Origin of the sequence: Azohydromonas lata NBRC 102462 (genome assembly GCF_001571085.1) — a bacterium.
In the GTDB taxonomy this organism is placed as follows: domain Bacteria; phylum Pseudomonadota; class Gammaproteobacteria; order Burkholderiales; family Burkholderiaceae_C; genus Azohydromonas; species Azohydromonas lata.
In genome coordinates this window covers 80,288-105,953 of record NZ_BCTC01000005.1, presented here as the reverse complement: position 1 = coordinate 105,953, position 25,666 = coordinate 80,288, and the positions used below count along the sequence as shown (strand labels likewise).

Here is a 25,666-nt window from a genome sequence, read left to right as displayed (position 1 = left end):
CTCTCGTGGCGGTGGTGGAGCGAAGGTGCGGCGGCGGCTGCCGGGTCAGTTGCAGCTGCGGACCTTGAGGCCCTTGTCCTTGGCGTACTTGGCCGAGGCTTCCTTGACCAGCGGGTCAATGAGCGACTTGTCAGCCTGGTACCAGTCGCTGGTGACGTTCCACTTGGCCCCGTCCCACTGCGCCACGCGGGCCCAGTCGGTGCCCATGTGGTTCTCGCAGCTGGTCTTGACCGGCCGCATGATTTCCGAGAAGCCCAGCGCCTTCAGGCGCTCCGCGGTGAGGTTGAGATTCTCGAAACCCCAGCGCACCTGCTCCGGCGTCATGACCTTGCCCTTGCCGTACTTCTCCTGCGCGGTGCGAATGGCCTCGACCTGCAGCATGGCGATCATCATCCCGCGCGTGTGCGCCATGGCGCCGATCTCGCCGGCGGACGCGCCCTGGCCCTTGTCGTAGACGTACTTCTTCAGGTCGTCGTGGACCTTGTCGCGCGCGGCGCTGTTGTGGATGGTGATGGCGTTGTAGCCCTTGGCCGCGTCGCCCAAGTCCTTCACGTCGTGGTCGGAGCCGGCCCACCAGATGGCGTAGATCTTGTCGCGCGGGTAGCCGCTGGCCTGGGCTTCGCGGATGCCGGCGGGCGTCATCACGCCCGCGCTCCAGAACAGCACGTACTCCGGGCGCTGCTGGCGGATCTGCAGCCAGGTGGATTTCTGCTCCACGCCGGGAGGCGTCACGGGGAAGAGGGCGAGATCGAACCCGTCGCGCGCGGCGCGCTTTTGCAGCAGCGCGATGGGCTCCTTGCCGTAGGGCGAGTCGTGGTAGACGAGGGCGATCTTCTTGCCCTTCAGGCCGCCGGCCTTCTTGGCGATGTCCTGCAGCATCACGTCGGCGGCCGTCCAGTAGGTGCCCAGCAGCGGGAAGTTCCACTCGAACACCGTGCCGTCGGCCGAGGCCGACAGGCCGTAGCCCAGGGTCTCGATGGAGACCTTGTCGTTGAAGGCCTTGTCGGTCACGGCGAAGGTGATGCCGGTGGATTGCGGGTCGAACCCCGCCGCGCCGCCGCCCTTGCCCTTGAGCCGCTCGTAGCACTCCACGCCCTTGGCCGCGTCGTAGGCCGTCTCGCACTCCTCGAACACCAGCTTCACGCCGTTGACGCCGCCGTCGCGCGCGTTGACCAGTTTCAGGTAGTCCTGCTTGCCATCGGCCCAGGGAATGCCCAGCGGCGCGAACTGGCCCGTGCGGTAGACCAGCAGCGGGATGAACTGCTCGCCCTGGTCCGCGGGCGCGGCCACGGTGGACAGCGGGGCGGCCAGCATGGCGGCGGCGGTGGCGGCGGCCAGTGCGAAAGTCTTGAGCTTCATGCGTTGTCTCCTTCTCCGGTGTCTTGGTCTGTGCGGTCGGGAAAGCGGGGGCGCACGCAACGGGCGGGCGCCGTGGTCCATGCGGTTGGTGTTGGGCGCTCGGTGCGGTCAATGCGGGAAGGGCCACAGGCGCAGCTTCTCGCGCCCGGTGAGCCACAGCCGCGCCAGGCCGTGCGGCTCGACGATGAGGAAGAACACGATCAGCGCGCCGAAGATCATGTGCTCCAGGTGCGAGGCCGTGCCCGTGGAGATGGGCAGGCCCAGCCAGTGCGGCGCGTAGTTCAGCAGCAGCGGCAGCAGCACGATGAAGCCCGCGCCCAGGAAGGCGCCGGAGATCGAGCCCAGCCCGCCGATGATCACCATGAACAGCAGCTGCAGCGAGCGCTCCAGGCCGAAGGCCGCGGGCTCCCAGCTCCCCAGGTGCACGAAGCCCCACAAGGCGCCGGCCACGCCCACGATGAAGGAGCTCACCGCGAAGGCGCTGAGCTTGGCGTAGATGGGGCGGATGCCGATGACGGCGGCGGCCACGTCCATGTCACGCATGGCCATCCACTGCCGGCCTATGGCGCCGCGCACCAGGTTCTTGGCCAGCAGCGCGAACACCATCACCAGCCCCAGGCACAGCAGGTAGCGGCGCGCGGGCGTGTCCAGCGCCAGGCCCAGGAACTGCAGGTCGCCCACGCTCACCGAGCCGGAGGCCGAGTCGTTGGTGACCCACTTGACGCGGTTGGTGAACCAGTCGGTAAAGAACTGCGCCGCCAGCGTCGCCACCGCGAGGTACAGGCCGCGGATGCGCAGGCTGGGGATGCCGAAGGCCACGCCGAACACCGTGGCCGCCAGCCCGCCGCCGATGAGCGACACCAGCAGCGGCATGCCGGGCACGCGCGCGTGCAGGTTGTAGGCGGCGTAGGCGCCGATGGCCATGAAGGCGCCCGTGCCCAGCGAGATCTGCCCGCAGTAGCCCACCAGGATGTTCAGGCCCAGCGCGGCCAGCGACAGGATCAGAAACGGAATGAGCACCGCGCGCAGCAGGTAGTCGCTGGCGACGAAGGGCAGGAAGATGGCGCAGGCCACCAGGGCCAGCACGGCCACGCGGTCCTGCAGCACGGGGAAGATCTGCAGGTCGGCGGCGTAGCTCTGCTTGAACTGGCCGTTTTCGCGGTAAAGCATGGCTTGGCCTTCCTCAGACGCGGTCGATGATGCGGTCGCCGAACAGTCCCTGCGGCCGCACCAGCAGGAAGCCCAGCGCCAGCACGTAGGCGAACCAGTTCTCTATGCCGCCTCCAAGCATGGGGCCGACATAAATTTCAGACAGCTTCTCGCCCGCGCCGATGATCAGCCCGCCGATGATGGCGCCCGGCACCGAGGTCAGCCCGCCCAGGATCACCACCGGGAAAGCCTTGAACGCGACCAGCGAAATCGAGTACTGCACGCCCAGCTTGGAGCCCCAGATGATGGCCGCCACCAGCGCCACGGCGCCGGCGATCGACCAGACGATGACCCAGATGCGCGACAGCGGGATGCCGATGGATTGCGCGGCCTGGTGGTCGTCGGCCACGGCGCGCAGCGCGCGGCCCGTGCCGGTCTTCTGGAAGAAGAGCGAGAGCACCGCCACCAGCGCGGCGGCGACGGCCGCGGCGGCGAGGTCCTCCTGGTTGATGAGCAGCCCGCCGGGGAAGACGCTGTCCAGGACGAACAGCGGGTCCTTGGGCATGCCCACGTCGATCTTGTAGGTCGAGCTGCCGAAGATGAGCTGGCCCGTGCCGTCCATCAGGTAGGCGATGCCCAGCGTGGCCATGAGCAGTGTGATGCCCTCCTGGTTGACCAGCTTGCCCAGCACGAAGCGCTCCACCATCCACGCCACCAGCACCATGAGCGAGGCGGCGCACAGCCCGGCCAGCACGTTGATGAGCAGCCGGCTCTCGATGCCCAGCCACGCCGGCAGCCACTCCGAGAAGCGCGCCATGGCCAGGGCCGCGAACAGCACCATCGCGCCCTGCGCGAAGTTGAAGACGCCGCTGGCCTTGAAGATGAGCACGAAGCCCAGGGCCACCAGCGCGTACAGCATGCCCACCATCAGGCCGCCGATCAGGGTTTCAAGGAAAAAGCCCATGGATGTCGTTCCTGCGTTCGCCGCTGCCGCGGTCAGTGGCCGGCGCCGAGGTAGGCGCTGATGACGTCGGGGTTGCTGCGCACTTCATCCGGTGCGCCGTCGCCGATCTTCTTGCCGTAGTCCAGCACCACGACGCGGTCGGAGATGTCCATCACCACGCCCATGTCGTGCTCGATGAGGACGATGGTGGTGCCGAACTCGTCGTTGACGTCGAGGATGAAGCGACACATGTCCTGCTTTTCCTCGACGTTCATGCCCGCCATGGGCTCGTCCAGCAGCAGCACCGAGGGCTCCATCGCCAGCGCCCGCCCCAGGTCCACGCGCTTTTGCAGGCCGTAGGGCAGGCGGCCCACGGGGGTCTTGCGCCAGGGCTGGATCTCCAGGAAGTCGATGATGCGTTCCACCTTCTCGCGCTGCGCTATCTCCTCGCGCAGCGCCGGGCCCAGCCGCAGCGCCTGCTGGAAGATGTTGGCCTTCATGCGCAGGTTGCGCCCGGCCATGATGTTGTCCAGCACGCTCATGCCCTTGAACAGGGCCAGGTTCTGGAAGGTGCGGGCCACGCCCGCTTCCGCGACCTGCCGCGGGTTCATGTTCTTGAAACTCTTGCCGCGCAGGGTGATGGAGCCTTCCTGCGGCTGGTACACGCCGTTGATGCAGTTGAGCATGGAGCTCTTGCCGGCACCGTTGGGGCCGATGATGGAGCGGATCTCGTGCTCCCTCACGTCGAAGCTGATGTCGGTGAGCGCCTTGACGCCGCCAAAGCGCAGCGTGATGTGGTTGACGGCCAGGATGACGTCGCCGATGCGGCGCCCCGTGGCGGCGGGCGGCTCCAGGTCGGGCGAGGGCATGGTGGCGGGCTGGGCAAGCAGCTCGGAGCTGACGATGGCGTTCATCAAGCGGCCCTCCGGGCGACGGGGTAGGTCTTGGCGTCGGCGATGCGCAGCGTGGCGCTGACCACGCCACTGCGCCCGTCCTCGAACTTCACCGGGGTTTCGATGAACTGGCTCTCGCGCCCTTCGAAGAGGGCCTGCAACAGCGGCGCGTAGCGCTCGGCGATGAAGCCGCGGCGCACCTTGCGCGTGCGGGTGAGCTCGCCGTCGTCGGCGTCCAGCTCCTTGTGCAGCACCAGGAAGCGGTGCACCTGGCAGCCGGCGAGCTGCTCGTCGCGCGCCAGGTCGGCGTTGACCTGCTCGACGCAGCCGCGGATGAGCTCCAGCACCTGCGGCTTGGCTGCCAGGTCGGTGTAGCCGGTGTAGGGCAGGTTGCGGCGCTCGGCCCAATGGCCCACGGCTTCCATGTCGATGTTGACGAAGGCGCAGACCTGGTCGCGCCCGTCGCCGAAGGCCACGGCCTCCTTCACGTACGGGAAGAATTTCAGCTTGTTCTCCACGTACTTGGGCGCGAACATGGCGCCGTCGAAAGCGCCGCCCTTGAGCCGGCCGACGTCCTTGGCGCGGTCGATGATCTTGAGGTGGCCGCCCGCGTCCAGGAAGCCGGCGTCGCCGGTGCGAAACCACCCGTCCTGCAGCGCCTCGGCCGTGGCCTGCGGGTTGCGGAAGTAACCTTGCAGCAGCCCCGAGGATTTCACCAGCACCTCGCCGTCGGCGGTAATGCGCAGCTCCACCCCCTCGATCGGCACGCCCACCGTATCGGCCTTCGCCTCGTGGTCGGGCTGCAAGCACACGAACACCGCCGTCTCGGTGGAGCCGTAGAGCTGCTTGAGGTTGACGCCTATGGCGCGGTAGAAGCTGAACAGGTCCGGCCCAATGGCCTCGCCCGCGGTGTAGGCCACACGCACGCGCGACATGCCCAACTGGTTGCGCAGCGGACCGTAGATGCACAAGTCGCCCAGCTTCCAGGCCAGTCGGTCGGTGAGCGGCAGCGGCTTGCCGTCCAGGCGGGCCGGGCCCACGCGGCGGGCCAGCGCCATGAAGCGCTCGAACAGCCAGCGCTTGAGCTTGCCGGCGTCCTCCATGCGCACCATGACGCTGGTGAGCAGGCCTTCGAAGACGCGCGGCGGCGCGAAGTAGTAGGTCGGCCCAATCTCCTTCAGGTCGATGGACACCGTGGCGGCCGACTCAGGGCAGTTGACGACGTAACCGCAAGCCAGCCACTGGGCATAACTGAAGATGTTCTGGCCTATCCAGGCCGGCGGCAGGTAGGCCAGCACCTCCTCGGCGGCGGTGAGCTTGTCGAAGCGCGCGCCGGCCTGCGCGCGGTCCAGCAGCGAGGCGTGGGTGTGCACCACACCCTTGGGCGTGCCGGTGGTGCCCGACGTGTAGAACATGGCCGCGACGTCGGCGGGCTGGACCCGGCGCGCCTCGGCCTCGAAGAAGCCGGGGTGCTGCGCGGCGTGGGCGCGGCCGGACTCCGCCAGCGCATCCAGCGAGGCCAGGCCCGGCTCGCGGTAGTTGCGCAGGCCACGCGGGTCATCGAACCACAGGCCCTGCAGCAGCGGGCACTGCTCGCGGATCTCCAGGAACTTGTCGATCTGCTCCTGGTCCTCGGCGACCACGAAGCGCGCCTCGGCATTGCGCAACGGGAAGACGAACTCCGCCGCCACCGCGTCCTGGTACAGCGGCACGGGCACCGCGCCCAGCGACTGCGCCGCCAGCATGGCCGCGTACAGCCGCGGCCGGTTCTCGCCCACGACGATCAGGTGCTCGCCGCGCCGCAGCCCGGCCGCGGACAGGCCATGCGCCAGCGCGCGCACGAGCTCCGCAAGCTCGCCCCAGGTCAGCGTTTGCCAGATGCCCAGGTCCTTCTCGCGCAGCGCGGGGGCCTGCGGGCGTTGGGCGGCATGTTCAAGCAGCAGGTGAGGAAAAGTCGTCAACGGCGTCTCCCGACAGCGGCTTCGCCCCCGGTGTGGCGGCGAAGTGCACGGATTCTGGGCGGCACTTTGACGCCGAGTTGTCGCGACGGCGACAATCTCCGGGTCTGTCCCAAAGGGGGTTTCCCGCATGGCCTTGACCGACCTCACGCCCTCGGCCCCGCTGCTTTCCCGCTCGCGCATGCCGCGGGCTCAAGAGCTGCCGGGCATCCCGTGGCTGTCCCGGCTGGAGCCCGGGGCGCGCGAGCAGGCGCTGGCGTCGCTGCGCGTGGTGGAGGTGGAGCCCGGCGAGCTGCTGTGCCGGGTTGGGCGCCCGCCCATCTACTGGTTCGGCGTGCTGGACGGGCTGCTCAAGGTGGGCAACGACGGCGCCCACGGCACCACCGTGACCTACATGGGCGTGCCGCCGGGCGGCTGGTTCGGCGAGGGCACGGCGCTCAAGCGCGAGGGCTACCGCTTCAACGTGCAGGCGCTGCGGCGCAGCGTCATTGCCGGGCTGCCCATCGACTGCTTCGACCGGCTGCTGGAGAGCAGCCTGGGCTTCAACCGCTTCCTGATGCAGCAGCTCAACGAGCGGCTGGGCCAGTTCATCGCGGCGCGCGACATCGACCGGCTGACGCAGCCCGATGCCCGCGTGGCGCGCAGCCTGGCCGCGCTGTTCGATCCGGTGCTGTACCCGGGCGTGGGCGAGATGCTGCGCATCACGCAGCAGGAGCTGGCCTACCTGGTGGGCTTGTCGCGCCAGCGCGTCAACCGCGCGCTGCGCAGCATGCAGGCCGAGGGCGTGATCCGCATCGAATACGGCGGCGTGCGCGTGCTGGCACTCGACAAGCTGCGCCACTACGGGCCGGCGGACTGAGCCCGCGTTGCCGTGGCGCGTGGGTGCGGCCGCGGCCGGCTGGCGGCGCTTTGCACCCGGGTCTTGATGTGCCGCAAGCGGCGCGAGGCGCTCCGGTTGCGGGCTTCTCCACAATGCGCGGCGGCGGTCGAGGGGGCCGCGTCCTGCTGCCGGCGCCGTGGTGGCGCGGCAGGGGACATCTCAAACCAGGAAAACAAGCATGAACAAGATCTCGATGCGGCTGCTGCCCGTGGCCTGCGCAGCCGGCCTGTTGTTGTCCGCTTGCGGCGGTGGAGGCGGGGGCAGTTCCGAGCCGGCACCCACGTCGCCGGGCATCACGGCCACGACCTACCAGGAGGTTGCCGGCTCGGTGTCGGACTCCATGCTTGCCGTCCTGGCCGCAGCCGACGGCCTGAGAGGTATTTCCAGCCTGGAGGGAATTCAGGAAGCCGGCCAGGCTTCAAGCATCCCCGCCGACCCCGTGGGCCTGCTCCAGCGCCTGCTGGACCAGGGCGCCAGCGGGCGCGAGCAGGCCCAGGCGACGCAAACCAAGCCTGTGTCTTGTCCGGACGGTGGATACGTGGACGGATCGGTTTCGGACGCCGACAACAACGGCCGGTTGTCGCAGGGCGATTCCGCCAACCTCCAGTTCCACGGCTGCGTCGTGGACGGCATGCCCATCAATGGCGGATTGGGCATTTCGGTGACGGGGTACGGCGCTTCGTCCGGCTCGCTGTCGCTGAGCTTCAACGGCCTGAATGCGGATGGGGCCACCCTCAGTGGCGGCGCGGCGGTGAGCTTTGCCATCGGGACCGTGAACACGCTGTCCATCAGCCTCAGCAATGCCACCTTCAACGAGGGCAGCACGGCGGTGCGAGCCGATTACGCGGTTGACGTGGCGACTTCCGCGGACAGCTCCAGCGTGGCCGTGCACGGCAACGTGAGGGTGAACGGCCACGACTACGTCCTGACCCAGCCCACGTCCTTCACCAAGCTGGTGGGCGGCAGCCTTCAGCCCGGCGGCGTGCTGCAAATCCGTGAAGCGGCTTTTGGCGAACGCGTGCTCGTGAAAGCGGATACCGGCCACTTCATCTACCAGTACTTCAGCGCCGGCAACACCGGCGGCACGCCTGACGCCAGCACCACCGGCCTGTCGTACTGAGCCCCTGGCAAGGCGATCCCCGGGGACGGGGTGGGTAGCATCCCCGGGTTCCTTGCCAACGACGCGCGCCGCCCATGTCCATGCCCTCCCAAGACCTGCCCCGCACCACGTTGGGCGTGCTGTTCATCGCGGCGCTGATCGTCGGCTCGCTGTGGATACTGCGCCCCTTCCTCGGCCCGGGCATTTGGGCGGCCATGCTGGTGGTCTCCACCTGGCCGCTGCTGCTGACGCTGCAGCGCCGGCTGTGGAACCGGCGCTGGCTGGCGGTGACGGTGATGACGCTGCTGCTGGTCGTGCTGCTGCTGCTGCCGCTGACGCTGGCGGTGGCGGCGCTGATCAACCACATCGACCAGATCGGCGAGGCCGTGCGGCTGCTCACCACCTGGCGTCCGCCCCGCACGCCGCCGCAGTGGCTCTCCGGGCTGCCCTTTGTCGGCGTGCAGCTCAAGCGCGCCTGGTCCGAGGCCGTCTCGCTGGGCGTGGACGGCCTGTTCAACCTGCTCACGCCCTACGCGGGCAACCTCACGCGCTGGCTGCTGCTGGAGGTGGGCAGCGTTGGGCGGCTGCTGCTGCAGTTCCTAGTGACCGCGGCGCTGGCCTCGGTGATGTACGCCACGGGCGAGGGCTGGGCCGCGGCGCTGGTGCGCTTTGCGCGGCGGCTGGGGGGCGAGCAGGGCGTGGCCGTGGTGGAGCTGGCTGCGCAGGCCATCCGCGGCGTGGCCCTGGGCGTGGGCGGCACGGCGCTGATACAGGCGCTGCTGGCCGGCGTTGGGCTGGCGCTGGCCGGCGTGCCCATGGCGGGGCTGCTGACCATGGCCATGTTCATGCTCTGCATCGCGCAGATCGGCGCGCTGCCGGTGCTGGTGCCGGCCACGGTGTGGGTGTTCTGGAGCGGCGAGACCGGCTGGGGCGTGTTCCTGGCGGTGTGGTCGCTGGTGGTGGCCACCATGGACAACATCGTTCGCCCGGTGCTCATACGGCTGGGGGCGGACTTGCCGCTGCTGCTCATCTTCACCGGCGTGATCGGCGGGCTGCTGGCCTTCGGCCTGGTGGGCATCTTCATCGGCCCGGTGGTGCTGGCCGTGGCCTACACGCTGCTGGACGCCTGGGCGCGGCCGGCCTCGGACGGCCTGGCGGCAGCCGTGGTGGCGCCGCGGCCGCCGCCCAAGGAGCCGCCCACGGCCTGACGGGGCGGTCTGCGCGGGGCGCCGTGGCGGGCTACTGCGCCGTGAAACCCATGGGCGTGCGCTTGGCGGCGGCGCCGGGCAGGTCGGCCAGCTCGATGTGGTCGCGCCCGGCCAGGCGGGCGTTGCCGAAGGCCGTCATCCAGGTGCGGCGCATCTCGCGCGGCGCCATGGCCGCCAGCCGCTCCAGCACCTCCTCCAGCGGCTCGGCCTCGAAGCGCCGGCCCCAGTCGTGCGTGGCGCGTATGCCCGCGTACAGCCGCAGCGCGATGCTGCGCGCCGCGTCATGGTCCGGCGACTGCACCTCGAACACGTTCATGCGGTTGAGGATGGGCTCGGGAATGCCGCGCTCGTCGTTGGCCGTGGCGATCCAGATCACCTGGCTGGCGTCTATGGGCACCTCGGCGAACTCGTCGGTGAAGCTGTGCGCCGTGTCGTGCTCCAGCAGCCCGTAGAGCGCGCCCAACGGGTCGTAGGCCTGCTCGGCGCGGGCCTTGTCGATCTCGTCCACCACCATCACCGGGTTGGCGTAGGCGCCGTCCACCAGCGTTTCGAACACCTTGCCCGGGCGTGCTCCCTTCCATTGGCTGGAGGCGCCGCTGAGCACCCAGCCGGCGGTGAGCGAGCTCATGGAGATGAAGCCCAGGCCGGTACCCAGCAACTGCGACACGGCGCGGGCGAAGTGCGTCTTGCCTATGCCGGGCGGCCCAAGCAGCAGCATGGGCGTGATTTCCAGCGCGTCGCGGCTGTCGTGGCAGAGCGCGAGCTGGCGGCGCACGTCGTCCAGCACCTCGCGGAAGTTGGGCAGCTCCTCGTACAGGTGCTGCATGGCCGGCAGGCCGGAAGGCTTGACCTGGAAGCGCTCGGGGCCCTTTTCCAGCATGCGCTCATAGGTGCTGCGCAGGTGCTCGTGCTCGCGCGGGGGCAGCTTGGTCAGCCGGCGCTCGACCTCATCGACACGGTAGAGGTTGCGCAGGCTGGCGATCGGAATCGCGCTGGGCGGCGGGGAAGGAACGAGATCGGTCGACGGGGCAGCCATGAACACACCTCCTTGCACTTCGCGAGGCGCCCGCTGCCCACCAACCGCCAACCAGCGCGGATGGCCAGTGCCGCGGCGCCTTGTTTCCCTGTCATTTAAGCAAGAGACAGGCCCGTTGTGCAGACGGTGGTGCGGACGAAGTTCACGGTTGTGCCGCCGCGACGCAGCGCCCAGGGCGCTTACTTGACCCAGGTGTTGAGCTGGATGATGGGCAGCAGCACGGCCAGGACGATGAGCATCACCACGCCGCCCATGCCCACGATGAGCAGCGGCTCCAGGATGGTGGCCAGCGCCAGTGCGCGGCGCTGCACCTCGGCGCCGAGCTGCGCGGCGGCGCGGCCCAGCATCTGCGGCAGCTCGCCGGTCTGCTCGCCCAGGCGGGCGAACATGGGCAGCAGGCCCGGAAAGCGTTTTTTCGCCGCCAGCGCCAGCGCCAGCGGCGCGCCCTCGCGCACCTGCACCAGGGCGTCCAGCGCGTCGGCGCGCATGGCGCGGTTGGAGAGGGTCTCGGCGGCCGCCTGCAGCGCCTTGAGGATGGGCACGCCCGCGTCGGCCAGCATGGCCAGCGTGCCCGCGAAGCGCGCCGCGTTGTAGCCGCGCGCCAGGCGGCCGACCAGCGGCAGCCGCAGCCAGCCGGCGTCAAAGCGCTCGCGGAAGGCCGGATTGCGCCGCGCCGCGGCCAGGCCTATGCCGCCGGCCACCAGCAGCGCCAGCATCAGCCAGCCCCAGTGCCGGACGAAGTCGCTCAGCGCCAGCATGGCCACCGTGAGTGCCGGCAGCGCGCGCTTGGAGCTGGTGAAGACCGAGGCCACCTGCGGCACGACGTAGGTGACCAGGAAGACCACGATCACCACCGCGATCACCGACACGATGGCCGGGTAGAGCGTGGCGCCCAACAGCCGCGCGCGCAGCGCCTGGCGCTCCTCCAGGTCGTTGGCCAGGCGCTCCAGCACGGTGCCCAGCGCACCGCTTTGCTCGCCTGCGGAAACGACGGCGCGGTAGACGTCGTCGAACTCGCGCGGCGCGCCGGCCAGCGCGCGGGCGAAGGAGGAGCCGGCGTTGACCTCGCTGCGCAGGTGCGCCACCAGCTCGCGCTGGCGCGGGTCCTCGGCCTCGTCGGCCAGCGCCGTGAGGGCGCGCTCCAGCGGCAGCCCGGAGGACACCAGCCCGGCGAGCTGGCGCGTCCACACCGTCAGCGCCGTGTTGCCGAACACCCGCCCCCGCCAGCGCGCCGCGCCGCCGGCCGCGCCTTCCGAGCCCGCGGCCACGGGCTGCACCTGCAGCGGCACCAGCGCCTGCGCGCGCAGTTGGGCGCGGGCGGCGCGGGCGTTGTCGGCTTCCAGCAGCCCGGTGCTGGTCTTGCCGTCGGCCTTGAGGGCCTCGAAGCGGTAGGCGGGCATGGGTCGTTTCAGCCTTCGCGCGTGACGCGCAGCACTTCCTCAGGCGAGGTGACGCCCTCGGCCACCAGCCGGTCGCCGTCCTCGCGCATGGAGCGCAGACCCGCGGCCTCGGCCGCGGCGCGCATCTGCGCCTCGGGGGCGCGGCCGTGGATGAGGGCGCGCACCTGCTCGTCGGCCACCATCAGCTCGTACACGCCGGTGCGGCCACGGTAGCCGCTGTGGCCGCAGTTCGGGCAGCCCACGGGGTGCCAGCGGCCCACGTCGTCCTGGCGCTTGCAGTCCGGGCAGAGCTTGCGCACCAAGCGCTGCGCCAGCACGCCCAGGAGGCTGGAGGACAGCAGGAAGGGCTCGATGCCCATGTCGGTCAGCCGCGTGACGGCGCTGGGCGCGTCGTTGGTGTGCAGCGTGGCCAGCACCAGGTGGCCGGTGAGCGAGGCCTGGATGGCGATCTGCGCCGTCTCGTAGTCGCGGATCTCGCCGATCATGATCACGTCCGGGTCCTGGCGCAGGATGGCGCGCAGCGCCTTGGCGAAGGTCAGCTCGATGCGCGCGTTGACCTGCGTCTGCCCAATGCCCGGCAGCTCGTATTCCACCGGGTCCTCCACCGTGAGGATGTTGGTGGTGGCCGTGTCCAGCCGGCCCAGCGAGGCGTAGAGCGTGGTGGTCTTGCCGGAACCGGTTGGGCCGGTGACGAGCACGATGCCGTGGGGCTGGTGCACCAGGCGGTCGAAGGTGGAGAGCACGTTGCCGCTCATGCCCAGGCCCTCCAGCGAGAACTTGGACTCGCCCTTGTCCAGCAGGCGCAGCACGGCGCGCTCGCCGTGGGCGCTGGGCAGGGTGGAGACGCGCACGTCGATGGCGCGCCCGCCAATGCGCAGCGAGATGCGCCCGTCCTGCGGCAAGCGTTTTTCGGCGATGTCGAGCTCGGCCATGATCTTCAGCCGCGAGATCAGCGCCGCGTGCAGCGCGCGGTTGGGCTGCACCACCTCGCGCAGCGTGCCGTCCACGCGAAAGCGCACGGAGGAGCTGCGCTCGTAGGGCTCGATGTGGATGTCGCTGGCGCCGTCCTTGGCCGCCTGCGTCAGCAGCGCGTTGAGCATGCGGATGATGGGCGCGTCGTTGGCCGCTTCCAGCAGGTCTTCCACGGCGGGGAGGTCCTGCATCATGCGGCTCAGGTCCACGGCGCTTTCCACCTCGCCCACCACGGCCGCGGCGCTGGACTCACCCCCGGCGTAGGCCGCGGCGATGCGCTGCGACAGCGTCGCGCCGGCCTCGCGCTCGAAGGTGCCGACCTCGTAGAGCCGCAGCACCTCCGACATCGCCGCTGCCGGCGTGGTGTCGCCGCTCCACAGCGTGAACTGGCTGCCGTCGCTTTCGAGCAGCAGCGCGTTGGCCTTGGCGAAGGCGTAGGGCAGGGGGTAGCGACCCATGGCTTGGTCCTCGGTACTGCGGGTGGGGCGTGTGCGGCAGTCCGCCCTTCAGCGGCCTTGCGGCGTGTCCACGCGGGCGTCGGGCACGGGCTGGGGCTGCGCGGCCGGCGCGTCCATCGAGGACGGCACGGGCGGCGCGCTGGCCGGCGGCGGCAAAGGCACGGGGGCTGGCGTTGGCGGCGTGTTGTCGTCGTGCGGCGACACGGGGCGCACCGGCACGATGGGCGAGCCGCGGCCGGGCACCTGGGGCTGCACGGGCAGCACCGGCGCGTCGTTGACGGGCGTGACCGAGCTGGGCTGCGGCTGGCTGCCTTGCTGCATGGCGCGTATGGCGTCGTAGCGGTCCAGCGTGAGGGCCTGCGCGTCCGTGGGCGTGCGCAGCACCACCGGGCGCAGGAACACCAGCAGGTTGCTCTTGACGCGCTGGCGGTTGCGGCTCTTGAAGAGGGCGCCCACCACCGGCAGGTCGGCCAGGCCGGGCACGCGGTCCTCGCTGTCGGCGTACTCATCGCGCATGAGGCCGCCCAGCACCAGGATCTGGCCGTCGTCCACCACCACGGAGGTCTCGATGGAGCTCTTGTCCGTGGTCGGCCCGTTGACGGTGGTGGCGCCCTGCACCACGGCGGAGTTCTCCTGGAAGATGGTCATGCGCACCGTGCCGCCTTCGCCGATCTGGCTGCGCAGCCGCAAGGTCAGGCCCACGTCGCGCCGCTCCACGGTCTGGAAGGGGTTGATGGCGCCGGTGCCCGTGCCGGTGTTGGTGAAGGTGCCGGTGACGAAGGGCACGTTCTGGCCCACGACGATCTTGGCTTCCTCGTTGTCCAGCGCCACGAGGTTGGGCGTGGACAGCACGTTGCCGCCGACGTCGTTCTGCAGGAAGTTGGCCAGCGACACCAGCGTGACCGCACCGTTGACGCGGCGCACCAGGCCCACGTTCAAGCCCGCGCCGGGCAGCGAGCCCGTACTGCTGGTGCTGGACGTCGAGCCGCCCACCAGGCTGTTGACGCCCTGGATGATGCTGAAGACGTTGTTGTTGTTGTTGCTGTAGTTGGTGCCCGAGTACAGGAAGTTCTTGTCGCCTTCCTTGCCCAGGATGCCTTGCCACTGGAAGCCGAACTGCGCGAGCTTGGTGGCGTCCACGCGCACGATCATGGACTCGACGTAGACCTGCGCGCGGCGCGAGTCGAGCTGGTCGATGACGGCGCGCAGTTGCCGGTACAGCGGCTCCGGCGCCGTGATGATGAGCGAGTTGGTGGCCGGGTCGGCCTGCACGAAGCCGCCGGTGTTGGGCTGTGCGGTGGCCTGCACCGGCGAGGTGGCCTGGGCTGACAGCCCGGTGCTGGTGCCGCTGCCCGCGCCGGTGGCGCCGAAGCTGGTTTGGGCCGCCACGGGCTGCTGCGCCACGGGGGCCGCGGCCGCGCCGGAGGCAATGCCTCCCCCCGCGCCGCCGGCACCGCCCGCGCCCGTGCCGGCCTGGGTCTGCGCCGCGAAGGCCGCGCGCAGCACGGTGGCCAGGCGCACGGCGTCGGCGTTCTTGAGGTAGACGACGCGGATGTTGCCCGCGTCGCTCATGCCGTCCATGGGGCGGTCCAGCTTCTCCACCGTGGCGCGTATCTGCGCCAGCCGCGCCGGGCTGGCCGCGCGCACCAGCAGCGAGTTGCTGCGCGGGTCGGCCAGGATGGACGTGCCGCCGCCGGCCACGCCCGGGGCCGCGCCCGGCACGCCACCCGCGCCGGCGCTGGCATCGGCCAGGCGCTGCACCAGCGTCACCACGTCGCTGGCCACGGCGTAGCGCAGCGGGATGATCTCGACGTCGGTGTTGGCCGGCTGGTCCAGCGCCGCGATGATGCGTCCTATGCGCTGCAGGTTGTCCGCGTAGTCCGTGATCACCAGCGTGTTGGTGCTGGGGTTGGCGTTGATGGTGTTGTTTGGGCTGATCAGCGGCCGCAGCACCGCCACGAGATTGTTGGGGTTCTCGTGGTTGAGCCTGAAGATCTGCGTGAGCACCTGGTCGCCGCGCTGCACAGGCGGCCCAACCGACACGGTGCCGGCCTGCAGCTTGGCGTCGGCTTCCGGCACCACCTTGAGCAGCCCGCCGCTTTCCACCACCGTGAAGCCCAGCCCGCGCAACTGCGCCAGGTAGTTCTGGTAGGCCTGGCGCACCGTCAGCGGCTGCTCGCTGTAGAGCGTGATCTGGCCGCGCACGCGCGGATCGACCAGGATCTGCCGGTCCACCATGGCCGCGACGGCGCGCGTGACGGCCTCGATCTCCGCATTGACGAAGTTCAGCGTTACCGGCGTGCGCGAGTTCAGTGCCGGGCCGCTGGGCTGCGCCGGGACCGGGGCTGAAGCCGCGGCGCGGGGTTGCTGCGCCCACAGCGGCGGCGGCAGCAGCAGCGTGGCGACCACGGCGCAGGAAATCGGCCGCGCCAGGAAGAAGGACGAGCGCCGTTGCGGCGCGGAAATGGGGCGCATCTTCTTCATTCTCATCCGATCGTGATGATGGCCCGCGCGCCCTGGCGCCGGCCGATGATGTTCAGCAAGTTGTTCAAGGCGGCTTCGCTGCCCTCGGCGGCGCGGGCCTCGCCGCTGAAGCGCAGCCGGGACCCGGCCCACTGGCCTTGCCCCGAGAGTTGCAGCGCACCTTGCAGCGTGGAGAGCTCCATGGTCGTGGCCTGGCCGCTGCCCTGCACCAGCAGCCGGTAGCTGCCCAGCGGCTGCAGCGTGGACAGCCGCGAGGACATGCCCAGCACCTCGATCTGCGCGCTGCCCTGCATGGCCAGCCGGCCCTGCGCCCAGTCGAACTGCAGGCCCGGCGAGCTCATGCTCAGCAGGCCGCCGAGCTGCAGCGTGTTCCAGGGCGTGCCCAGGCCGGCCAGCCAGGCTGCGGGCCACTGGCCCAGGCGGCCGCCCGGCGGCGGCTGCAGCGTGGCGCGCACGCGGCCCAGGCCGGGCTGCAGCGTCAGCAGCAGCGGCTGCTCCATGCAGCAGCCCTGGCGCAAGCGCAGCGCCGCCTGCAGGCCGGCCGGGCGCAGCGTCCACTCCAACCGGCCGGGCAGCAGCACGGCGTCGCGGCTGTCGGGGCCGGCGCCGAGCACCAGCGCGGCGCTGCCGTTCCACAGCGTGCCGCGCGTCTGCACCAGCAGCACGCGCTGGTTGCTGGCCGAGGCCACGGCCTGCGCCAGCCATGCCGCCGGCGCGAACAGCACCAGCGCCAGCAGCGTGCCCACCAGCGCGCCCCACAGGGCCCAGCGCCGGCTGGCGCGGTGCATGCGCTGCCAGGCCTGGGCCGTGAGCGCGGCTTCAGCCTGCGCCAGCGCATCGGCGCGCGGGCCGCCGCGGCGGCGCCAGGGCAGGGCGCGCTTCAAGTCGTGCCTCCCAGGGCCAGCACCAGGCTGCCGTTGAAGCCCTGTCCGGCGCGCGTGAGCTGTACTTCCACCGGGCGGGCGCGGGCGCCGCTGCGCACCTCGGCCAGCCAGTCGCGCAACTCCTGCCCTTCGACGCCGGTGAGCGTGACCGTGACGCGCTCGCCGGCGACGACCAGCTTGGCCCGCTCGCCCAGGCGCTGCGTGGCCGCGCGCAGCGCTTCCAGGCTCTGCGCCGGTGCCACGGGCGTGGTGTTGCGCAGCTCGCCCGCCTCTGCGGCCTGGCGCTGCATGCGCTGCAACTGGGTTTCCAGGCGGTCAATCTCCGTCGGCGCCTCGCGCAGCGTGTGCAGGGCCGGCTGCACGGCCAGCAGCCACAGCAGCAGCACGCCCAGCAGCACGCCGGCCACGCTCAACAGCCGGCGCTCGCGCGGTGCCAGGGCGCGCCAGCGCGCACGCAACTGCTCGCGCAGCGCCTGCAGGCGCTGCAGTTCCCGGGAAGCCATGGCCTTGTTCATACGCCCCCCTGCGGCCGCAGCGTCAGGCGCCCGTCGCTGGCCTCGACGGCCCAGCCGCCCGGGCGCAGCTGGGCGCGGAAGTTTTCGATCTCGGCGGGGCTCCAGCCCGTGGCGGGCAGCGTCAGCCGGCCCGGCTCGAATTTCAGCCCCTCCAGCGGCGGCCGCCCCTGCGGCCAGGCCAGCGCGGCGGCCGAGAGCAGGGACTCGAAGTCCGACTCGCCGGGGCGGCCGGCGGCCGTGCGCAGCGCCTGGGTTTCGCGTTCCATCTGCAGCGGCGCGTCCAGCACGGCGCGCACCTGCGGGAAGGTCCCGCGCAGCACCTGGTCCATGGCCAGCTTGCGCTGCTGTATGCCGTGATGCAGTTGCCAGGCGCTGAGGTTCATGCCCAGCAGTTGGGCCACCGCCAGCCCTGCGAGGCCCCAGCGCACCGGGCGCCAGGGCGGGCTGCGGAACTGGCGCCAGGCGTCGCGCAGCGCCAGCATGCCGCGGTGCTGCGGCGCCAGGTCGAACTGGCGCAGGTTCCACAGCGAGCGGGCCGCCTCCAGGGCGCGCTCCTCGTCGCCGAGCAACTGCACGGGGGTGCCCAGCCAGCGCTCGGCCTCGGTGGCGGCGGCGGGCGTGGCGGTCCAGCGGGCGGGGCCTTCCTGCCAGCGCGACAACAGTTGCCGCGCCATGCCGCCTTGCAGGCGCAGCGCGGTGACGCCGTCGGCGTCGCTCCAGGTCAGGCGCAGCGGCGCCTGCGGGTCGTTGCCGGGCACGGTGCTGAAGTGGCCGTGCGGCTGCGTGGCGTCCGGCCAGGCGCAGGGCAGCACGCGCTCCACGATCAGCCCGGCGCCTTCGAGCTGCGCCAGTTGCGTGGCCAGCCAGGGCTTGTGCATGGCGGCGATCCAGGTGGGCTCGCCCGGCGTGGCCTTGGGCGCCAGCGCCAGGTGGACGAGTTCCGGATCGTCCAGCAGCGACTCCTCCAGCAGGCCCAGCAGCGCCGCGCGCAGCTTGCCCGCCGGCGCTTTGGGCAGGGCGGCGGCACGCAGCCAGCTGCAATCGGTGTCGGACAGCAGTGCCAGCACGGTGTCGGCCTTGGGCAGCAGGGCTGGCGAGCAGCGGCCGCTGCTGCCCATGGCAAGCCCGTCGGGGCTCAGGACGTAGCTGAATTCGCCGCCACGCACTGCCGCCTCGCCTCCGGCGACGCTCAGCCGTTCGCGGGGCGGGATTTGGACCACAAGAATGGACATGTGAGTTGATGCTGACTGAGTTCGCTGCGTCGCAGGCACTGTAGCGGGCGGCCGCCGCCGGGCAGCCGGCGCTCGGGGCGGCAGGCTACCTCAGTTGCGTAACGGAGACGTTAACGGGCGGCAGTTCCTGCCCCGGCCTGGGTGAGCGCGAGGTTCACGCGCTGGCGCCGAATGGGCTGCACGTTGTTGTTGCTGTCACGGGATACCAGCGAGCGCTCCTCCAGCACCTGATCGCCCAGGCGCAGCCGGCTGCGCACCTCGAAGTAACTCGATTTCACGTCGGTGTCGTCGAACTTGGGCGCGGGGCTGCCGGTGGCTGGAAGCATGTTCGCGGCCTTGCTCTTATCGTCGAAGGGCGACTGCTCGCGGGCGATGACCAGGCGCTGCGCGCTGGCCACGTCCACGCCTATGACGGCTGCCAGCACTTCGCGCGGGGCGGTGTTGAGGTTGACCTTGGTGCTCGGGTCGGGCAACAACACCACCCACGGCGCGAGCTTGGCGCGCGTGGCTTCGTCCACGCCCAGCCAGCCCAACTGCTCGATGCTGCGCGGCATGAGCGGCGCCTGCGCGTCCGGCGGCTGCGCCAGGGCTTGCTGCAGCCCGTTGGCGATCTGGGCGGCCAGGCCCGACGACAGCCCGGTGTTGGCCATGAGCCGCTGCAGCACGGTCAGCTGCGCCGGGTCCACTTTGCCATCGGCATTGATGAGATTGCGCAGGTTGTAGCGGGACTGGGCGTCGGTGATGTCGCCGGAGAGGAAGGCCTCGGGTCCGTCGTCGGCGTTCTCGCTGCGCTCGGCGGCCAGGAAGGTGGACAGCCGCGCCTCGGCCAGCGGCACGGCCCAGGGCTCGCCCAGGTGATCCATCTTGCCGGTGCGGCCGTCCTCGCGCAGGATGAGCCGCGCCCAATCCAGCGCGCCGTTGAGTATCCAGGCCGACTGCGTGCGTGCGCGCTCGGCCGCCTCCACCTCCACCGCGCGCCACTGCTGCCACACCATGCCGGCGGCCAGCGTGCTCACCACGGTCACCAGGATCATGGCCACGAGCAGCGCCGCGCCCGCCTGGCGGCGGTGGGGTAGGAGGAGTGGGCGACGCCAGGCCATCACTGCGGCCCAAGCGCGAAGGAGCGCGTGAGCGTGCCCGTGCGCGGCTGCGCCAGCGTGAGCACGATGCGCACGCCCGCCGGTGGCGGGGTGGCTTGGGTCGGCGTGCCCGTGCCGGCCGAAGTGCCGGGCGTGCCCGTGGCCGCGGTCGCGGTGCCGGCGCTGGACTGGCAGTTGGTCCAGGCGTTGCCGCGGAAGAAGTACACCTGCATGCCGGTCACGCCGCCGAGCAGCAACAGTTGATTCGTCTCGTTGCCCAGCAGTTGCTGGCTGCGCAGCCAGTGCTCCTGCAGCTCGCCGCTGCGCAGCGCCGCGGGGCTGGCCCAGCGCGTCCACTGTGGGCTGCGCAGTTGCCAAGCCACCAGTTGCACGCCTTCCTGGTCGGGGGCGGTGCGCGTCATGCGCAGCGTGGCGCCGTCGCAGCTCACGGCAGGGACGACGCCTTGCGTGTCGTACACCGCCAGCAGGTCGGCTTCCAGTTGCGCCATCACGGTGTTGAGCCGCTCGGTGGCCTCCAGGTTGGACTGTGTGACCTCCCGCGCGCGCGCCAGCCCGTCAATGCCGCGCCACGCCAGGCCCGCCATCACGGCCATCACCACCAGCGCCACCAGCACCTCCACCAGCGTGAAGCCGCCTTGGTGTCGTTGGGCCGTGTTGCGCGCGCGTCTCATGGCCTCACAGCCTCGGCAGGATGGTGGAGATGACCAGCAGCGTCAGTCCGGCCTCGTCCTTGACGATGGCGTCCACGCGCCGGAAGTTGGGGTTGGGCGTGGGTCGCACCTTCATGAGCCCGCCGTACTGGCGGCCCAACTGCTCGCAGGCGAACTCGGTGTCGCCTATGCCGGGGAACTGGCGGGTCAGGCGCATTTCGGTGAGCTGGTTCTCGGCGCACCACTGCGCGGCGCTGACGTCGGCCAGGCGCTGCGCGTTGCCTGCGAGCGAGCCGGAGGCCTTCATGCCCGCGCCCAGCGCGATGGCCACGATGGCCAGCGCCACCAGCACCTCGATGAGCGTGAAGCCCGCCGCCGCGCCGTGCTTCATGGCTGAGGCGTCTCCACCATGGCGAACGGGCCCAGCCCGTCGGTGGCCAGCACCAGGCTGCGCTCGCCCAAGCGCAGCACGATGCGCTGCGCGCCAATGAGCGGCTCGGGGCCCAGGCGCAGCGCGCGCGCGCCCACGATTTCGGCGGTGGTGCGCTCGTTGAGCCAGTTGGAGGGCATCTTGACCGCCGGGGGCAGGCCCACGAAACGGAAAGCGCCCTCGGTGTTGCCCTGCGCCGCCAGCTCGAAGCGCGCCGACAGCGCGCCGGCGCGGGCTTGGGCGCGGGCCGATTCGAGCAGGGCCGACAGCCGCGCGGCCTCCTGGTCCAGCGCCTTGGCGTCGCTGTCGCGCAGCGCCAAGCTGGTGACGCCGGCGGCGATGGCGATGATGGCCACGACCACCAGCAGCTCGATGATGGTGAAGCCGCGCTGCAGGCGTTTCATGGGAGCTGCCGGGGGCGCCGGGCGGTGCTGCGGATGGAGGCGGTGCGCGCCGCCGGGCGGACGTCGAATGCTTACTGCCAGGAGCCGACGTCGGCGTTGTTGCCCTCGCCGCCTGGCTGGCCGTCGGCGCCGAAGCTGAAGACGTCGATCTCGCCCTTCACGCCCGGGTTGACGTACTGGTAGGGGTGGCCCCAGGGATCGTTGGGCAGTTTTTCCAGGTAGGGGCGCCAGTTGGGCGGCACGGAACCGGTGGTGGGCTTGTGCACCAGGGCGTCCAGGCCCTGGGCCGAGTCGGGGTAGCGCAGGTTGTCGAGCTTGTAGAGCTTGAGGGCCTGCATCAGGTTGTTCACGTCGGTGCGCGCGGCGGTGACGCGGGCATCGTCGGCGCGGTTGAGGACGTTGGGAACGATGAGCGCCGCCAGCACGCCGATGATGACCAGCACCACCATCAGCTCGATGAGCGTGAAGCCGCGCTCGCGCCGGCGAAGAGACGAAGAAACACGCATGGCTGCCACGCAAGTCAACAAGTCGAAGGGCGGCCATGATAATCGCCGCATGCAAGCCCGCCTGATCGCCTTCATTCTCTGGGCCGCCGTGGCCGCCACGATCGTGTTCTGGGCGCTGCGGCTTGGGCCGCGCGCACCGGCCGTGCCGGCACAGGCGGTGGCCGTGTCCACCGCTGCGGGCGCCCGCGGCGATCTGGGCCGGCTGTTGGGCGAGCGTCCGGCGCAGGCCGAGGCCGAGCCCGTGGTCTCGGCCGACGCCGGCCGCTTTCAGCTCGTGGGGGTGGTGGCTCCGCGCGACACCGGCACGCGTGAAGGCCTGGCCGTGATCGCCGTGGACGGCAAGCCGCCGCGCACCTACCGCGTGGGCGCTGCGGTGGACGACCGCTACGTGCTGCAGTCCGTGCGCATCCGCGGCGCCGAGCTTGGGCCGCGGGGCGGCAATGCGCAAATCCAGCTGGAGCTGCCGCCGCTGCCCGTGGCCAGCACGGGCGTGCTGCCGCCGGCGGGCAGCGAAGCGCCTGCCGGCGTGCCGGGCGCAGGCGCGCCCATGGGCGGTGCCCTGCAGCGCGGCGGGATGGCGCCGGGCCAGGGCTACCCGGGCGTGCAGGGCGGCATGCGCCAACCCATGGCGCCGCAACCCATGCCGCAGCAGCAGCCCATTCCACAGGAGATGCCGCCGCAGGACATGGCCGTGCCTCAGCAGGAGATGGAGCAGCAGCCCGTGCCCGATCCGCAAAACCAGGGCGGTTGAGAGTTTTGGGCTTAACCGCGGGTCAGCGGTGCGGCCTTGCCTTGAAGCGAGCCGCCGCCGCCGGCCCGCCCCGAGGCTTCAGCGCAGGAAGAGCCGGTACACCGGGTTGTCGGTTTCGTCCACGCAGGGATAGTCCAGCGTGTCCAGGAAGCGCTTGAACGCCGTGCGGTCGCCGCGCGGCACCTGGATGCCCACCAGAATGCGGCCGTAGTCGGCGCCCTGGTTGCGGTAGTGGAAGAGGCTGATGTTCCACTCCGGCTGCATGGCCTCCAGGAAGCGCATCAGCGCCCCGGGCCGCTCCGGGAAGGTGAAGCGGAACAGCCGCTCGTCGCGCGCGAGCTCCGAACGCCCGCCCACCATGTGCCGCACGTGCTGCTTGGCCAGCTCGTCGTCGGTGAGGTCCAGCGTCGTGAAGCCGTGGCGCTCGAAGCTGCGGGCCAGCTTGTCGGCTTCCTCTCGCTTGCTGATGCCTATGCCCACGAACACGTGCGCCACCTTCTGGTCGGAGATGCGGTAGTTGAACTCCGTGACTGCCCGCGGATGCAAGGGCGTGCCTATGACTTCGCAAAAGCGCCGGAAGGAGCCGCGCTCCTCGGGGATGGTGACGGCAAACAGCGCCTCGCGCTGCTCGCCCACCTCGGCGCGCTCGGCCACGAAGCGCAGCCGGTCGAAGTTCATGTTGGCGCCGCAGGTGATGGCGGCAAAGGTGTGACCCTTGAGCTTGTGCTGCGCGACGTACTTCTTGATCGCGGCCACGCCCATGGCGCCCGAGGGCTCGACGATGCTGCGCGTGTCCTGGAACACGTCCTTGATGGCGGCGCAGACCTCGTCGTTGTCCACCACCACGAAGTCGTCCACCAGCTCGCGCGCGATGCGGAAGGTTTCCTCGCCCACCAGCTTGACCGCCGTGCCGTCGGCGAACAGGCCCACGTCGCTGAGCTGCACGCGCTTCTTGGCGCGCACCGAGCGCAGCATGGCGTCGGAGTCCACGGTCTGCACGCCGATGACCTTGATCTCCGGCCGCACGGCCTTGATGTAGGACGCCACGCCGCTGATGAGCCCGCCGCCGCCGATGGCCACGAACACCGCGTCCAGCGGGCCCTGGTGCTGGCGCAGCAGCTCCATGGCGATGGTGCCCTGGCCGGCGATGACGTCCGGGTCGTCGAAGGGGTGGACGAAGGTCAGGCCGCGCTCCTTCTCCAGCGCGCTGGCGTGCAGCGCGGCGTCGGAGTAGCTGTCGCCGTGCAGCACCACCTCGCCGCCGAGCTGTTGCACGGCGTCAACTTTCACGCGCGGCGTGGTCACCGGCATGACGATCACGGCCTTGCAGCCCAGCCGCTTGGCGCCCAGCGCCACGCCTTGCGCGTGGTTGCCGGCGGAGGCGCAAATCACGCCGCGCGCCAGTTGCTCGGCCGACAGGTGGGCCATCTTGTTGTAGGCCCCGCGCAGCTTGAAGCTGAACACGGGCTGCTGATCCTCGCGCTTGAGCAGCACATGGTTGCCCAGACGCCGCGACAGGTTGCGCGCGGCGTCCAGCGGCGACTCCACGGCCACGTCATAGACCTTGGCGGTCAGGATCTTCTTCAGGTAGTCCGGCCCAGGGGCCGCGGCCTTGCGGCGCTGTGCAGGGGGTCGGCGACCGACCATGGGTGATGACTCCTAGGGCTGTTGCAGCAAAACCACGGATCATAAGCGCCGCCGCCGGACAGGCCTGACAAGACGCTGCTCACGGGGGCCGTGCCCGGCAACGCGTGCCTTGCGCGGCCAAAAAAAAGCCCAGGGGGTTTGCCCTGGGCTTGAATCCACCAATGGAGGAGGTGGAGGAGACAACCTGCGTCTGCCAACTCGGGTATGTCCCGATGCAGACAACGCCTTCAGTGTATCTGCGATCTTGTTGCGGCGCAATATCTCCATCCGCAAAAACCCTTGTTCCGAACGCAATTTCAGGCGCAGGCGCGTTGCAAAATGCACGGCTTTTCAGCAGGGAGCCCTGCCACGGGGCTTGAGACGATGGAATGCACGATCAACTGGGTGCCCGCCAGCGGCATGGCTTTCGTGGCCGAGACCGGCAGCGGCCATCTGCTGACCATGGACGGCGCGCCCGACGGCGGCGGCCGCAATCTGGCGCCGCGACCCATGGAAACGCTGCTGGCTGGTGCCGGCGCCTGCACCGCATATGACGTGGTGCTCATCCTCAAGCGGGGCCGCCACGAGGTCAGCGGCTGCCAACTCAAGGTGTCGTCCGAGCGCGCGGCGACGGACCCCAAGGTCTTCACGAAGATCCACCTGCACTTCATCGTCAGCGGCCGCAAGCTGCCGGCCGCCGCCGTGGAGCGCGCCATTGCGCTGTCGCACGAGAAGTACTGCTCGGCCACCATCATGCTCGGCCGCACGGCCGAGGTGACGACGGGCTACGAGATCGTCGAGGCTTGAGGAAACCGCCGGCCCACCACGCCGGCGCCGTGGTCGCGGCGCCTGGGGTGGGCCGTCAGATGTAGTGCGCCGTGGTCGTCATGACCTTGGCGGCGGCGCGCATGAGGCCGCGCACCGGCGCGGGCAGTTCCATGCCGCCAGCGGCCAGTGCGTTGTCGGCATGGCGGGCCTCGTCCACCTTCATCTGCTCGACGATGGCGCGCGAGGACGTGTCGTGTTGCGGCAGCCGCTGCAGGTGGCTGGCCAGGTGCTGCTCGACCTGGCGCTCGGTTTCCACCACGAAACCCAGGCTCACGCGGTCGCCCAGGCGCCCGGCCAGCAGGCCTATGCCGAAGGCGCCGGCGTACCACAGCGGGTTGAGCAGGCTGGGCCGCGCGCCCAACTCGTCCAGCCGCTGCTGTGTCCAGGCCAGGTGGTCGATTTCCTCGCGCGCGGCCTGGGCCATCTGGTCGCGCAATCCGGCCGAGCGCGCCGTGAGCGCCTGTGCCTGGTACAGCGCCTGCGCGCAGACCTCGCCCACGTGGTTCACGCGCATGAGTGCCGCGGCCTCGCGCTTTTCGTCCTCGCTCAGCGGTGTTTCCATGCCGGCGGCCGCGCCGGTGGCGGCTGGCACGGGCTGGGCCGCATGCACGCTGCTGGTGACGGTGCGCAACGCGCGGTCCAGCGAGGTCAACCAAAGGTCAAGGGCACTGAGCGAACGGGACATGGGAGCAGGGCACGGAAAGCAGCCAGGGAAGCATGAAAGTATGGCATCGACATGACGTGCCGCTGCCGTTGTGTGAGGACAACAAGCAAAGCCTCTTTTTGGCCTTCGTCCTTGGCAAGCCGAAACCCCCTCTGTTGCAATAGCGCCAGCTTCCGATGAGGAGGTAGGCCTGATCAGCACTTGAGCGCCCGGTCCATTAGGGCGCCGCTTCGGGAC

Annotated in this window: 24 protein-coding genes; 5 read left to right on the top strand and 19 right to left on the bottom strand. The window is 70.5% G+C overall.

Features of this window, described 5'->3' with window-relative positions; translation table 11 throughout:
- Positions 1–45: 45 nt before the first annotated feature.
- The 5 genes from ALA01S_RS03705 to ALA01S_RS03685 form a co-directional block, all read right to left on the bottom strand.
- Positions 46–1,359: an ABC transporter substrate-binding protein gene (locus ALA01S_RS03705; RefSeq protein ID WP_066332182.1), complete on the bottom strand. Its 1,314-nt coding sequence runs from the start codon at positions 1,357–1,359 to the stop codon at positions 46–48.
- Positions 1,360–1,467: 108 nt separating this feature from the next.
- On the bottom strand, positions 1,468–2,529 hold the full coding sequence (locus tag ALA01S_RS03700; RefSeq protein ID WP_066332181.1) for a branched-chain amino acid ABC transporter permease: 1,062 nt from the start codon (positions 2,527–2,529) through the stop codon (positions 1,468–1,470).
- Between the two features lie 13 nt (positions 2,530–2,542).
- Positions 2,543–3,472: a branched-chain amino acid ABC transporter permease gene (locus tag ALA01S_RS03695; protein WP_066332179.1), complete on the bottom strand. Its 930-nt coding sequence runs from the start codon at positions 3,470–3,472 to the stop codon at positions 2,543–2,545.
- A gap of 32 nt (positions 3,473–3,504) precedes the next feature.
- Positions 3,505–4,320 (bottom strand): ABC transporter ATP-binding protein, encoded by an 816-nt coding sequence (locus ALA01S_RS03690; protein WP_066332262.1) that lies wholly within the window; start codon positions 4,318–4,320, stop codon positions 3,505–3,507.
- 44 nt (positions 4,321–4,364) lie between these two features.
- Entirely contained in the window at positions 4,365–6,305 is a 1,941-nt protein-coding gene (locus ALA01S_RS03685; protein WP_066332177.1) for an AMP-dependent synthetase/ligase, read from the bottom strand.
- Between the two features lie 127 nt (positions 6,306–6,432).
- Here ALA01S_RS03685 and ALA01S_RS03680 point away from each other — a divergent pair, with 127 nt between their 5' ends.
- From ALA01S_RS03680 to ydiK, 3 genes are all read left to right on the top strand, one after another.
- Positions 6,433–7,161, top strand: a complete 729-nt coding sequence (locus ALA01S_RS03680; RefSeq protein ID WP_066332176.1) for a Crp/Fnr family transcriptional regulator — start codon at positions 6,433–6,435, stop codon at positions 7,159–7,161.
- Between the two features lie 199 nt (positions 7,162–7,360).
- On the top strand, positions 7,361–8,302 hold the full coding sequence (locus ALA01S_RS03675) for a hypothetical protein (protein ID WP_066332174.1): 942 nt from the start codon (positions 7,361–7,363) through the stop codon (positions 8,300–8,302).
- A gap of 74 nt (positions 8,303–8,376) precedes the next feature.
- Entirely contained in the window at positions 8,377–9,489 is a 1,113-nt protein-coding gene (gene ydiK / locus ALA01S_RS03670) for an AI-2E family transporter YdiK (protein ID WP_238455684.1), read from the top strand.
- Positions 9,490–9,520: 31 nt separating this feature from the next.
- On the opposite strand, the gene ALA01S_RS03665 is transcribed toward ydiK, so the two are convergent.
- The 12 genes from ALA01S_RS03665 to gspG all read right to left on the bottom strand — a co-directional run bounded on the left by ALA01S_RS03665 (position 9,521) and on the right by gspG (position 21,560).
- Positions 9,521–10,525, bottom strand: coding sequence for an AAA family ATPase (locus ALA01S_RS03665; protein WP_066332260.1), 1,005 nt, complete (start codon positions 10,523–10,525; stop codon positions 9,521–9,523).
- A gap of 179 nt (positions 10,526–10,704) precedes the next feature.
- On the bottom strand, positions 10,705–11,925 hold the full coding sequence (gene gspF / locus ALA01S_RS03660) for a type II secretion system inner membrane protein GspF (RefSeq protein WP_066332171.1): 1,221 nt from the start codon (positions 11,923–11,925) through the stop codon (positions 10,705–10,707).
- Between the two features lie 8 nt (positions 11,926–11,933).
- Positions 11,934–13,355, bottom strand: a complete 1,422-nt coding sequence (gene gspE, locus ALA01S_RS03655) for a type II secretion system ATPase GspE (RefSeq protein ID WP_066332169.1) — start codon at positions 13,353–13,355, stop codon at positions 11,934–11,936.
- 48 nt (positions 13,356–13,403) lie between these two features.
- Positions 13,404–15,839, bottom strand: a complete 2,436-nt coding sequence (gene gspD, locus ALA01S_RS03650) for a type II secretion system secretin GspD (protein ID WP_238455683.1) — start codon at positions 15,837–15,839, stop codon at positions 13,404–13,406.
- Positions 15,840–15,841: 2 nt separating this feature from the next.
- Positions 15,842–16,723: a type II secretion system protein N gene (gene gspN / locus ALA01S_RS03645; protein WP_307189666.1), complete on the bottom strand. Its 882-nt coding sequence runs from the start codon at positions 16,721–16,723 to the stop codon at positions 15,842–15,844.
- Positions 16,720–17,226: a type II secretion system protein M gene (locus ALA01S_RS03640; RefSeq protein ID WP_066332167.1), complete on the bottom strand. Its 507-nt coding sequence runs from the start codon at positions 17,224–17,226 to the stop codon at positions 16,720–16,722. The genes gspN and ALA01S_RS03640 overlap by 4 nt, the downstream gene beginning before the upstream one ends.
- A gap of 8 nt (positions 17,227–17,234) precedes the next feature.
- Positions 17,235–18,470, bottom strand: coding sequence for a type II secretion system protein GspL (gene gspL, locus ALA01S_RS03635; protein ID WP_066332165.1), 1,236 nt, complete (start codon positions 18,468–18,470; stop codon positions 17,235–17,237).
- A gap of 110 nt (positions 18,471–18,580) precedes the next feature.
- A complete protein-coding gene (gspK, locus tag ALA01S_RS03630) occupies positions 18,581–19,570 on the bottom strand; it encodes a type II secretion system minor pseudopilin GspK (protein WP_066332163.1) in 990 nt (329 codons plus the stop codon).
- Positions 19,570–20,241 carry a prepilin-type N-terminal cleavage/methylation domain-containing protein gene (locus ALA01S_RS03625; RefSeq protein WP_066332160.1) on the bottom strand — a complete coding sequence of 224 codons (672 nt, stop codon included), beginning with the start codon at positions 20,239–20,241 and terminating at the stop codon, positions 19,570–19,572. Before ALA01S_RS03625 ends, gspK begins: the two co-directional genes overlap by 1 nt.
- A gap of 4 nt (positions 20,242–20,245) precedes the next feature.
- Positions 20,246–20,611: a type II secretion system minor pseudopilin GspI gene (gene gspI, locus ALA01S_RS03620; protein WP_066332157.1), complete on the bottom strand. Its 366-nt coding sequence runs from the start codon at positions 20,609–20,611 to the stop codon at positions 20,246–20,248.
- A complete protein-coding gene (locus tag ALA01S_RS03615) occupies positions 20,608–21,054 on the bottom strand; it encodes a prepilin-type N-terminal cleavage/methylation domain-containing protein (protein WP_066332155.1) in 447 nt (148 codons plus the stop codon). Before ALA01S_RS03615 ends, gspI begins: the two co-directional genes overlap by 4 nt.
- A 71-nt stretch (positions 21,055–21,125) precedes the next feature.
- Positions 21,126–21,560 carry a type II secretion system major pseudopilin GspG gene (gene gspG / locus ALA01S_RS03610; RefSeq protein WP_066332153.1) on the bottom strand — a complete coding sequence of 145 codons (435 nt, stop codon included), beginning with the start codon at positions 21,558–21,560 and terminating at the stop codon, positions 21,126–21,128.
- A gap of 49 nt (positions 21,561–21,609) precedes the next feature.
- Here gspG and ALA01S_RS34365 point away from each other — a divergent pair, with 49 nt between their 5' ends.
- A complete protein-coding gene (locus ALA01S_RS34365; protein WP_218011422.1) occupies positions 21,610–22,311 on the top strand; it encodes a type II secretion system protein N in 702 nt (233 codons plus the stop codon).
- A gap of 78 nt (positions 22,312–22,389) precedes the next feature.
- Here the strand turns inward: ALA01S_RS34365 and ilvA are convergent, their stop codons facing one another.
- Complete coding sequence (gene ilvA / locus ALA01S_RS03600; RefSeq protein ID WP_066332148.1) at positions 22,390–23,958, bottom strand: threonine ammonia-lyase, biosynthetic; 1,569 nt, start codon at positions 23,956–23,958, stop codon at positions 22,390–22,392.
- Positions 23,959–24,321: 363 nt separating this feature from the next.
- Here ilvA and ALA01S_RS03595 point away from each other — a divergent pair, with 363 nt between their 5' ends.
- On the top strand, positions 24,322–24,744 hold the full coding sequence (locus ALA01S_RS03595; RefSeq protein WP_066332146.1) for an OsmC family protein: 423 nt from the start codon (positions 24,322–24,324) through the stop codon (positions 24,742–24,744).
- Between the two features lie 55 nt (positions 24,745–24,799).
- Here ALA01S_RS03595 and coq7 read toward each other — a convergent pair whose 3' ends face one another.
- A complete protein-coding gene (gene coq7, locus ALA01S_RS03590) occupies positions 24,800–25,450 on the bottom strand; it encodes a 2-polyprenyl-3-methyl-6-methoxy-1,4-benzoquinone monooxygenase (RefSeq protein WP_066332140.1) in 651 nt (216 codons plus the stop codon).
- Positions 25,451–25,666: the final 216 nt, after the last annotated feature.